Origin of the sequence: Sphingobium sp. IP1 (assembly GCF_002708645.1) — a bacterium.
GTDB lineage: Bacteria > Pseudomonadota > Alphaproteobacteria > Sphingomonadales > Sphingomonadaceae > Sphingobium > Sphingobium yanoikuyae.
In genome coordinates this window covers 18,842-28,887 of the sequence record NZ_NOIW01000071.1, presented here as the reverse complement: position 1 = coordinate 28,887, position 10,046 = coordinate 18,842, and the positions used below count along the sequence as shown (strand labels likewise).

Sequence of the window (10,046 nt, the reverse complement as noted above, 5' to 3'; positions counted from 1 at the left end):
CATGAAGGATGTGCTGCACAACGGCATATTGCGCGAACGGGGCATGCCGCGCTTCCAGGAACTGACCGACGAAGAGATCGCCGGGCTCCAGCATTATTTCCGCCAACGCGCCCGTCAGGTGCTGGCCGCGCAATCCGCCGGCCAGCCGGGCGCCCAAACGCACAGAGGCTTGAATGAAGGTCAATGACGTCGTCACCTATGCGGTGGAAGGCTCCATCGCGGTCATCACGGTCAACTCGCCGCCGGTGAACGCCCTCTCCAACGCCGTGCGCCAAGGCGTCGCCAGCGCGGTCGAGACCGCCATCGGCGATTCCGCCGTCGGCGCCATGGTGCTGACCTGCGAAGGCCGTACCTTCTTTGCCGGCGCGGACATCACCGAATTTGGCAAGCCGCCGGTCGAACCCACGCTGCGCAACCTGCAACTGGTGGTGGAAAATGCCACCAAGCCGGTGATCGCCGCCATCCATGGCACAGCGCTGGGCGGGGGCCTGGAACTCGCGCTCGTCGCCCATTATCGCATCGCCGTGCCCTCGGCCAAATGCGGCCTGCCCGAAGTCAATCTGGGTCTGCTGCCCGGCGCCGGCGGCACCCAACGCCTGCCCCGCATCGTCGGCGTCGCAAAGGCGCTCGACCTCATGACCGCCGGCAGCCCGGTCTCGGCCAAAGCCGCGAAGGAAATGGGCCTGATCGACGAACTCGCCGCCGAAGGCCAGTTGCGCGCCGATGCCATCGCCTTCGCCCAGCGGGTGCTTAATGAAGGCCGCCCGCAGCTCAAGGTCCGCGACCGCACCGAGAGGCTGGACGAGGCACGCGGCAAGCCGGAAATCTTCGCCGATTTCCGCAAGGCCAATGCCCGCAAATTCCGTGGCTTCAACGCTCCCGAAGCGATCATCCGCTGCGTCGAGGCCTCCTTGGAACTGCCCTTTGACGAGGGCATGACCTTCGAGCGCCAATTGTTCAACGAATTGCAGGCCGACAGCCAGTCCGCCGCCCAGCGCCATGTCTTCTTCGCCGAGCGCCAGGCCGCCAAGGTCGACAGCTTGCCCGCCGATACCCCGATCCTGCCGATCGCCAAGGTCGGCGTCATCGGCGCCGGCACCATGGGCGGCGGCATCGCGATGAACTTCGCCAATGCCGGCATCCCCGTCACCCTGGTCGAGACCAACGAGGACGCGCTGTTCCGTGGCCTGCGCATCATCCGCGGCAATTATGAGACGACGGCCAAGAAGGGCAAGATGAAGCCCGAGGATGTCGACACCCGCATGGGCCTGCTCACCGGATCGATCGCGATGGAGGATCTGGCCGATTGCGACCTGATCATCGAAGCGGTGTTCGAGCAGATCGACGTCAAGCGCGAGGTCTTCGCCAAGCTCGACAAGATCGCTAAGCCCGGCGCCATTCTCGCCACCAACACCTCCTATCTCGACATTGACGACATCGCCGCCGCCACCAGCCGGCCGAACAGCGTCGTCGGCCTCCATTTCTTCTCGCCGGCCAATGTCATGAAGCTGCTGGAGGTGGTCCGCACCAAAGACACGAAGCCGGAAATCATCGCCACCGCCATGAAGCTCGCCAAGACGATCGGCAAGATCGGCGTGCTGGTCGGCAATGGCTATGGTTTCGTCGGCAACCGCATCCTCGCCGCTCGCAATACGCAGGCGGACCAGTTGATCCTCGAAGGGGCCACGCCCTGGGCGGTCGACAAGGTGCTGTATGATTTCGGTTTTGCCATGGGCCATTTCCAGATGCGCGATCTGGTCGGGCTCGATGTCGGCTGGAACCCCAAGACCACCAGCTCCGCCAATGTCCGCGAAATCCTCAACGAAATGGGCCGCCACGGGCAGAAGACGAAGGGCGGCTTCTACGATTATGACGACAACCGCAAACAGACCCCCTCGCCGGTCGCGATGCAGGTGATCGAGGATTTCGCCGCGAAGCAGGGCATTACCCGCCGCGATATCAGCGACGCGGAAATCCAGGATCGCATCCTCTTCGCCATGGTGAATGAGGGCGCCCGCATCCTCGACGAAGGCATCGCCTCGCGCGCGTCCGACATCGATATCGTCTGGATCACCGGCTATGGCTGGCCGAAATATCGCGGCGGCCCGATGTTCTGGGCCGATCTCCAGGGGCTTCCCACCGTCCTCGACCGGCTCAAGGCCTTGGAGGCTGCGCATGGCGCCGCCTTCACCCCCTCCCCGCTGATCGAACGACTGGTGGCACAGGGCAAGGGGTTCAAGGACGCATGATCAAGGGCAACAAAGTCGCCATCACCGGCATTGGCGAAACCGCTTTCCTGCGCAAGGGCGAGGAAACGGTGATGCAGATGATGACCCGCGCCAGCCTGGCCGCGATCGCTGACGCCGGCCTTACCCCCGCCGATATCGACGGCCATGTCAGCAACAAATATGTCGGCCACCCGTCGGAGGAGGTCGCCCATGCGATCGGCGCCGCCAACCGGCGCTTTACCGCCGTCGCCGACACGGCCGGCGGCACCGCCACCACCGGTGACGCGCTGCGGCTGGCGCAACTGGCGATCGAGGCCGGGCTCGCCCGCCATGTCCTCGTCCCCTATGCCATCCGCTCGACCAAGCCGGGCGGCGTCTATGGCTTCCACGCGCGCGAACCGCAGAAGGCGGGGCTGGAAATGCCCGCCGGCTTCTTCGGCCAGCCCACCTATTTCGCCACCATGGCCAATCGCTACGCCCATGAATTCGGCATGAGCGAGGAGGAACTGGCGTCCGTATCGATGACCTACCGCGCCTGGGCGGCGCTGACCCCCGGCGCGCAGAAGCGCGATCCGATGGACCTCGACGCCTATCGCCAGACGCCGATGATCTCGACCCCGCTGCGCGTCGCCGACTGCTGCCTCACCACCGATGGCGGCGGCGCCTATGTGGTGAGCGCGGTGGAGGCCGCCCGCGACCTGCCCCATCCGGTGATATCGGTGCAGGGCGTCGGCATCGGCTACAACAACTATCCCCATGGCGTGCTGTTCACGCAGAAACCCTGCACTTTCGACTATCCCGGCTGGGACTCGGCGGCGCAGGCCTATGCCATGGCCGGCGTCGATCCCAAGGATCTGGACCTCGCCCAGGTCTATGACGGCTTCTCCATCTCGGCCATCGTCCAGACCGAGATGCTGGGCCTGTGCGATCGCGGCGAGGGCGCGCGCTTCTACGCCGCCGGCCACGCGAAGCCGGGCGGGCGGATGCCGGTCAATACCAGCGGCGGCCATATGTCGGGCGGCTATGTTCCCGGCATCAACCTGCTGATCGAGGCCGTGCGCCAGCTGCGCGGGCAGGAGGGCGACCGTCAGGTGCCCGACGCCCGCCTCTGCGCGGTCGCGGGCTTGGGCGGCAATAATCATTCCACCACCATCCTTGCGAGGGACTGACCATGGGCATTCCCATCTATCCCGTCCATCTGGAAGACCCGCTGTTTCAGGGTTTCTATGACGGCCTCGATGCCGGCGAACTGCGCATCACCGCCGACGCGGAAACCGGCGAATGGGTCTGGTATCCGCCAGAGGTCGTCCCCGGAAAGCCCGATGCCGTGCTGGAATGGCGCCCGGTCTCGGCCGAGGGCAAGGCCTATAGCTTCACCACCGTGATCCGCAGCCTGCTGCCCGGCGACCACAAGGCGGAAGTCCCCTACACCGTCATCCTGTTCGAGCCCGATGATGCGCCGGGCGTGCGGATCGCGGGCATATTGGTCGATGACGACGGCGTCGAGCCAGCCTGCGACATGCGCCTGCGCTTCCGCCCGGTCGAGGCGGGCGATCACCGCATCGCCGGCTTCGTGCCGGTCCGCTGACATGCAGTTGGACCGGCGCACAGTCCTGCTCGGCGGCGCGGCGCTCGCGCTCGCCGGCTGCACCCGCGCCCGCACGCCGCGCGCATCCACTGCCCCGGCACCGCTGACCCCGGCCGATTTCAACCTGGTCATCGACGGGCTCGACCATGCCGAGGGTGTCGCCAGCGCCCCCGACGGCCGCCTGTTCCTGTCCAACAGCGGTGGCGCGATCGGTGTGCTGGCACCGGGACAGCCACTGCGGCAGGTCGGCGCCCCGCTCGCCGCCAATGGCGTCGCCGTCGATGCACAGGGCCGCGTCATCGTCGCCAATATGGGCCTGCTCAAGCAGCAGCCCGGCCCGCTACAGCGCATCACCCTCGAAACCGGCAGGGTCGAAACGCTCGTCTCGGAACTGGAGGGGCGCCAACTCGTCGCCTCCAACGGTCCGGCCACCGCACGGGATGGCAGCATCTATTGCACCCACAGCAGTTGGGGGCCGGCCGCCAATATCGGCACCACCACGCCGGCGGGCTTCATCTACATGGTCCGGCCGGACGGCAGCGCCGCGATCGTCGCGCGCGACCTGCGCGGGGTCAACGGCCTCTGCCTCGACCGGGACGAACGCCATGTCTATGCCTCGCTGACCGCCGAAGGGCGCATCCGCCGCTGGCGCCGCAACGCCGACGGCACCCTGGCCGACCCGCAGGATTTCGGCCCGCAACTCGGCACCGTCGTCCCCGACCAGACGGTCAAGGCGATCCTGGCCCTGCCGCCGCAGGAGAAGGCAGCGCTCGGCTATTGCGACGGCATCGCCTTCGACATGGCCGGCAATCTCTGGATCACCCTGCCCTTTTCCAACCGGCTGGTCGCGCTGACGCCGCAGGGCCGCCAGATCGACATCCTCCACGATCCCGCCGGCGAAAAGATCGCGATGCCCACCAATCTCTGCTGGGGCGGCCCCGATCGCCGCACGCTCTATGTCGTCTCGCGCGGCAAGGGCATGATCGTCCAGGCCCGCACCACCATCGCCGGCGCCCCGCTCGCCAACTGGCCGGCCGGATAAGAGAGATTCGGCATGGGTTGATCTCATGTCCTCCCGCTCTCGCGCTCAGGCCATCTCGATCACCACCTTGCCCTGCGCCTTGCGATCCATGATCCAGCGGATCGCCGCCCGGCTCTCGTCAAAGCCGAACCGCGCGCCGATCGCCGGCCGCAATCCGCCCTGCTCATACCAGTCATAAAGCTGCGCCATATTGGCGGCATGGATATCCGGCTCGCGCCGGCTATGCATCCCCCATGTCACGCCGACGATCGATGCCGTCTTCACCAGCGGCAGGTTCAACGGGATCGCGGGTATGGTCCCGGCGGCAAAGCCGACCACCAGATAGCGCCCGTCCCAACCCATGGTGCGGAAGGCCGGCTCGGCCAGATCGCCACCGACCGGGTCGAAGATCACATCGACGCCGCGCTCCCCGGCCAGCGCCTTCACCGCTTGCTTGATGTCGACCTGCGCATAATTGACCGTCTCGTCCGCGCCATGCGCCCGCGCCAGATCCAGCTTTTCCGCGCTGGAGGCCGCCGCGATCACCCGCGCGCCCATGCGCTTGCCGATCTCCACCGCCGCCAGTCCCACGCCACCCGCTGCGCCCAGCACCAGCAGCGTTTCGCCGGCCTGCAACCGCCCGCGCTGGCGCAGCCCGTGCAGTGCCGTCGCATAGACCATGGTGAAACCGGCCGCGACGTCGAAGCCCATCGCATCGGGAATGATGCTGGTGCGGAAAGCCGGCGCCACCGCCTGCTCGGCAAAGGCCCCCTGGAACGGGATCGCCGCCACCCGGTCGCCGATGCGAAAGCCGCTGACGCCCTCGCCGATCGCATCGACCACCCCGGCCGCCTCGCCGCCGGGGATAAAGGGCAAGGGCGGCTTGGTCTGGTAGAGATTCTGGATCATCAGCGCGTCGGGAAAATTGACGCTCGCCGCCCGCACCGCCAGCCTGATCTCGCCCGGCCCCGGCTGGGGCACGGGCACGTCGCGGAACGCCAGTTGCTCAGGCGCGCCATGCGCCTCGCACATCAGCGCCCGCACGGATCAGCTGCCCAGAAACTGCTGGCGCATCTTGTAATAATCGTCGCTCGGATATTTCTCGCTATGCTGCCCTGCCGGCCAGTCGGCATAGGGCGTCTGCGCCGGTTCGGGCGGCGAGGTATAGTCGGACAGGCCCCGGCGACGAATGATCTTCCACACGCCGTTCCGCCGTTCCAGATCGTCGAGATAGCGGCCCTGGAAGAAGACATCCTCCTCGCCCCCGCCTTCCTTGCGGTCGCGCCGATGCTGCGCAAAATAATAGCATTCGGAAAAGGCCTTGTCCCCCTTCACATCCACCGAGACATTGGTGATGTGATGGCAGGCATATTTCAGCGTCGACACGATCTTGAAGGCGAAACCGACGAAATCGGACGACTTGCCCTCGAACTTGCCATGCTTGTGCGTCGATTCCGGCCAGAACAGCGATCGCAGCAGCGCCTCGTCCGCCCGGTCATTGGCCCGCGCATAAGAATAGAGGAGTTCGGTGATCGCCTGCTTGGACTCGATGATGTCCAGCCGCTGGGCCATGTCCATGCCGCTCGCCTTTCCCTTTGGCGCGGCGGCCGATGCTTCGGCAGCGGCGGCCATACCGATCGGCAGCGCCAGCATGGCGGCCAGCGTGCCGCGACGATTGCGTTCTTCCATGCTCATTCTCCCGGATTTTCCAGCAGGCCCGGCTCGGCGCGCAGGCGCGGCAGCACTTCCTTCTCGAACAGGCGCAGGCTGCGCCACGACACTTCGGGGTCCAGCCCGCCCAGCAGCGCGTGGAAGGTGACGGCCGTACCCCGACCTAGCCCCTTCAAATATTCGAAACATTCGTCGGGCGTCAGCACCTTGATGTTCGGCATCGCCTTCAGTCCCTCGATCGTCTCGGCGGGCTGGTAACGTGTCTGGCCGGTGCCGCGCTCCTTGGCCCATTCGGCATAGGCGTTGGTCGCATAGGCGACATGCGGCGCCACCAGCGGCCAGTCGCGGTCCGGATCGTCGGAAACATAGAGGAAGCTCGCGGCCGGCTTGCGCAGTTCCTCCGGCGGCGGGAAACCAGCCTTTTCCCGCTCTTCCTTGTAGAGGGTGAACAGGTCGGGATGGCCGGGGAAATATTGATAGCCGCCCTTGGCTGCGCGGATCGCCGACTTGTCGGTCGACCCGCCCATGTAGATTTTGGGGCCGCCCGGCGTCGCCGGTGCCGGCGTCACCCGCACGGTGCGCTCGCGAAACTCGAACGGCTCGCCGGTCCAGGCCTGCTTCAGCGTGGCCATCGCCTCGTTCATGATCGCCAGCCGCTTGGTGATGTCTTTGCCGAACATCTCGAACTCATGCGGGCGATAGCCCATGCCGGCGGTCAGCCACACGCGGCCGGGCGCGATATTGTCCAGCACCGCCAGATCCTCGGCCAGCCGCAGCGGATCGTGCATGGTGACGACCAGCGCCGAAAGATGCGCGACGATGTTGTCCGTCGCCCCCAGGATCGACGCCGCCTGCACCATGGAGGACGGGCAATAGCCGCCCTCCGCGCCATGATGCTCGGCCAGGAACACCTGGGTAAAGCCCAGCTTGTCGGCCCATTGCGCCTGCTCGATCGCGGTGCGGTAAAGCACGGGATGCGGCGCACCGAAATCCGGCCGGTTCATGTCGTAACGAAGGTTCAACTGCACCCTTTGGGTTCCTCTTCCCGATTATTGGCTGTTGGTTCAGGCGGCCGAGACGCGCGACTGGATGCGGCCGGTCACGTCCGCCGCCTGCATCGCCTTGCCGCTGTCGATCAGCGCGTCGATCGCGTCCGGCGCATAGCCGATCTCGGCCAATATCTGCCGCGTATGCTCGCCCAGCCGCGGCGCGGACTTGCGCGCATGGCCCGGCGTGTCGCTCAGATGGATGAAGCTGCCGAACTGGCGGACATGGCCATACATGGAATCGAAATTCTCGATCACCCGGTTGCTGGTCACTGCCCAATCCTGCCACAGCGCCTCGCGCACCCAGCTCTTCGCCGCCGGTATCTCGCATGGCACACCCGCCGCATCGAGCAGCGCGAAAGCCTCCGCGCTGGTCTTGTCGGTAAACCAGGGCGCCAGCGCCGCCAGCAGCGCCGCGTCATGCAGCGACCGTTCCTTTGGCGAGCCAAAGCGCGGATCGTCGATCAGCCCGGCCTGTCCCACCGCCCGCGCCAGCGCCGCGAAGCGCCCGTCCTGCCGGCAGGCAATGCAGATCCAGCCGTCGCTGGTGCGGTAAAGCCGGTCGAGCGCATTATAGCCGGCCTGATCCTTGTCGAGGCGGAAGCCGTAAACGACCTGTTTGTCGGCATCCAGGAAATGCTCGGACGTGGTCCACAGGCTCGAATGGAGCTGCGGTATCTCCATATAGTCGCCGACGCCGCTGATCGCGCGCCGCTCCAGCCCCATCAATATGCCCGCCGCGCCCAGGAAGCCGTTATTATAATCCTCGTTGCCGAACACCGACCGGGTCGGCGGATTTCCCGCGCCGCCGCCTTCATAAAGCAGGCCGGTCCAGCCCGACACCAGAGGCGCAAAACTCTTGAGCAGGGACTTCGGCCCCTTGGAGCCATAGCCGGGCAGATAGACATAGAGCAGGCGCGGATTGATCTTCGACAGCGCCTCATAGCCGATGCCCAGCTTGTCGGCCTTGCCGGGGCGCAGATTATGGGTGACGACATCGGCCTCACGCACCAGCTTCAGCGCCGCCTCCAGCGCCTCGGGCTGCTTGAGGTTCAGCACGATATCGCGCTTGCCGCGCTGCGCCGCGTCGAAACAGTCGGGCAGCGGCCGCATCTGGTCGCCATCGGGCGTCTCCACCTTGATAACGTCAGCGCCCAAGTCCGACAGCAGCCGCCCGCCAAAGCCCACCGCGAAGAAGGAGGAGAAGTCCACCACCTTGATGCCTTCCAGCGGCCGGTCGAGCGGCTTGCCCGCCGCCACCAGTTCGGCCCGCTTACGCGCGATCAGGTCGGCCAGCGCGCCATTGTCGGCGCCGATCGCTGGCGCCGGGCGCGGCGCGGAACAGGGGCTGCGATCCAGCCGCACCGCCGGCGCCGCCTGATAGATGGTGCCGAATTCCGGGTCGGGCAGCGCAATCCGCTGGCCGACAAATTCCACCTGCTCGTCCAGCAGCACTTCGGCCGGTTCCAGCACCGGCAGCGCCGCCACATCGGCCGCCTGGAACAGCGCGATCCATTCGGCGCGCGGGCGTGCCTTGAACGCATCGAAAATCTCGACGCGGGCGATATGATATTCATCGTCGCTCAGCGGCACCGACATTTCCGCCGCGCCCTTGACCGCCGACACCCGGTCGCCAAAGCCCAACTGGTCCATCGCCGCCTTGAAGCCGCCCTGGCCGCCGGTATGAATCTGCAGGAACAGGCCGTCGCCGCATTCGAACATGCCGGTCACCAGCCGGGTCCGGCCGAACCGGTCGACCGCCCCGGAATCCCCCGCCTTGATGTAGGAAATCCCCTCTTCCTGCCACCAGTTGTTCATCGGCGATTGGGCCAGCATCGCGTCGAGCAGCGAGGATTCCACCCTCTGCCCCTTGCCACTCGTTCGCCGCGCCCGGATCGCCGTCAGTGCGCCGATCACGCCCAGAAATGCCTGACCATAATGAAGCGCGGGATGCCCCAGATAGACCGGCCCTTCGCGGAATGGACTGGACTTGTCGATCATCGTGCCGAGCAGCGCCGCCGCCAGCCCCTCGCCGCGCGGTCGATCGGCAAAGGGCGTGTCCGCGCCATAGGCGGTCAGCGCCGACACGATCAGCTCCGGATAGTCGCGCGCCAGGCTCTCGCCGTCCAGGCCGAGCGCCTTCGCCTCCCCTTCCTCCAGCGCATGGATGAAGATGTCTGCCCCGCTCAGCAGTCCGCGCAGCGCCGCCCGGTCGTCCGCATCGGCGACGTCCAGTTCGACGCTGCGCTTGGACCGGTCCCAGCTTTTTCGGGTCAGTTCATGGGCGAAATAGGCGCCGCCCCTGGGCTCGACCTTCAGCACGTCGGCGCCATGGTCGGCGAGCAGCATGCCCGCGATCGCGACCGGCATTTCGGTCGACAGCTCGATAACGACAAGATGGTCCAGAGGGCCGGGCATCACGCACTCCTGTTTGGCGGTCTGCGCCGCCTCTTGTTCGGATCTGGCCGGTAGTGCGCGGAATCGCGCCTCCG

At 66.5% G+C, this 10,046-nt stretch carries 9 protein-coding genes; 5 read left to right on the top strand and 4 right to left on the bottom strand.

Annotation, left to right across the window (positions count from 1 at the left end):
* The 5 genes from CG471_RS20655 to CG471_RS20635 all read left to right on the top strand — a co-directional run.
* On the top strand, positions 1-187 hold a 187-nt coding region (locus CG471_RS20655), incomplete at its 5' end, for a hypothetical protein (protein ID WP_143560253.1).
* Positions 174-2,249, top strand: a complete 2,076-nt coding sequence (locus CG471_RS20650; RefSeq protein WP_099233450.1) for a 3-hydroxyacyl-CoA dehydrogenase NAD-binding domain-containing protein — start codon at positions 174-176, stop codon at positions 2,247-2,249. The genes CG471_RS20655 and CG471_RS20650, both read left to right, overlap by 14 nt.
* Complete coding sequence (locus tag CG471_RS20645) at positions 2,246-3,397, top strand: thiolase family protein (protein WP_257211634.1); 1,152 nt, start codon at positions 2,246-2,248, stop codon at positions 3,395-3,397. Before CG471_RS20650 ends, CG471_RS20645 begins: the two co-directional genes overlap by 4 nt.
* Positions 3,398-3,399: 2 nt before the next feature.
* Positions 3,400-3,816 carry a Zn-ribbon domain-containing OB-fold protein gene (locus CG471_RS20640; protein ID WP_099233448.1) on the top strand — a complete coding sequence of 139 codons (417 nt, stop codon included), beginning with the start codon at positions 3,400-3,402 and terminating at the stop codon, positions 3,814-3,816.
* 1 nt (position 3,817) lies between these two features.
* Entirely contained in the window at positions 3,818-4,858 is a 1,041-nt protein-coding gene (locus CG471_RS20635; RefSeq protein ID WP_099233446.1) for an SMP-30/gluconolactonase/LRE family protein, read from the top strand.
* Positions 4,859-4,903: 45 nt separating this feature from the next.
* Here the strand turns inward: CG471_RS20635 and CG471_RS20630 are convergent, their stop codons facing one another.
* Genes CG471_RS20630 through CG471_RS20615 form a run of 4 tightly spaced genes read right to left on the bottom strand, consistent with a single transcriptional unit; the run spans position 4,904 to position 9,972 of the window.
* Positions 4,904-5,881 (bottom strand): NADPH:quinone oxidoreductase family protein, encoded by a 978-nt coding sequence (locus tag CG471_RS20630; protein WP_257211633.1) that lies wholly within the window; start codon positions 5,879-5,881, stop codon positions 4,904-4,906.
* Positions 5,882-5,884: 3 nt separating this feature from the next.
* Entirely contained in the window at positions 5,885-6,526 is a 642-nt protein-coding gene (locus CG471_RS20625; RefSeq protein ID WP_099233442.1) for a nuclear transport factor 2 family protein, read from the bottom strand.
* A gap of 2 nt (positions 6,527-6,528) precedes the next feature.
* Positions 6,529-7,536: an LLM class flavin-dependent oxidoreductase gene (locus tag CG471_RS20620; protein WP_099233440.1), complete on the bottom strand. Its 1,008-nt coding sequence runs from the start codon at positions 7,534-7,536 to the stop codon at positions 6,529-6,531.
* A 36-nt stretch (positions 7,537-7,572) separates the two neighbouring features.
* Positions 7,573-9,972, bottom strand: coding sequence for a CoA transferase (locus tag CG471_RS20615; protein ID WP_099233438.1), 2,400 nt, complete (start codon positions 9,970-9,972; stop codon positions 7,573-7,575).
* Positions 9,973-10,046 lie beyond the last annotated feature (74 nt).